The sequence below is a fragment of the Wolbachia endosymbiont of Pentidionis agamae genome, from assembly GCF_036711655.1.
Classification (GTDB): Bacteria; Pseudomonadota; Alphaproteobacteria; order Rickettsiales; family Anaplasmataceae; genus JAZHPY01.
In genome coordinates, this window is record NZ_JAZHPY010000155.1 from 1 (window position 1) to 599 (window position 599).

General features: G+C 30.6%; 1 protein-coding gene. It reads left to right on the plus strand.

Going from position 1 to position 599, the window contains the following annotated elements:
* The coding region (gene tatC, locus V6U76_RS05420; RefSeq protein WP_333024125.1) for a twin-arginine translocase subunit TatC at positions 1 to 520 on the plus strand (520 nt) is incomplete at its 5' end.
* Positions 521 to 599: the final 79 nt, after the last annotated feature.

The following is a 599-nucleotide window of genomic DNA, read 5'->3' on the forward strand; positions in this document are numbered from 1 at the left end:
TTTCCCAATTTTTGCTTGGCAATTTTACATCTTTCTAGCTCCTGGGTTGTATAAAAATGAAAAAGCAATTTTTTTACCTTACTTAATTGCAACTCCTACACTCTTCATAATGGGTGCAATCATAGCTTATTACTATATATTTCCTTTTGCATGGAAATTCTTTATTGCATTTGAACATAGTGGTAAATCTTCCGGTATACCAATAGAGTTTATGCCATCGGTAAGTGAATACTTAGACCTTGTAATTCAGCTTATGTTTGCATTTGGCGCTGCTTTCCAAATCCCAGTAATATTAACATTAATGGTAAGAGTTGGACTTTTAACTGTTCAAAGTCTATCAAGTAAACGCAGAGTTGCAATAGTAGTAATTTTTATTATTGCTGCAATTTTGACCCCACCTGATGTTTTAAGCCAAATAGGGCTTGCAGTACCAATGATTATTTTTTATGAGATATCAATATTGATATGCAAATATATTGAAATAAGGAAACAAAAAAACTCATCTAAACTTAAAATTTGACTCTATTTAAGAACCTCTCACATGTAAGTACTTTTAAAAAATATCAACCATATTTTATGGTATATAATACTTGCTCAAT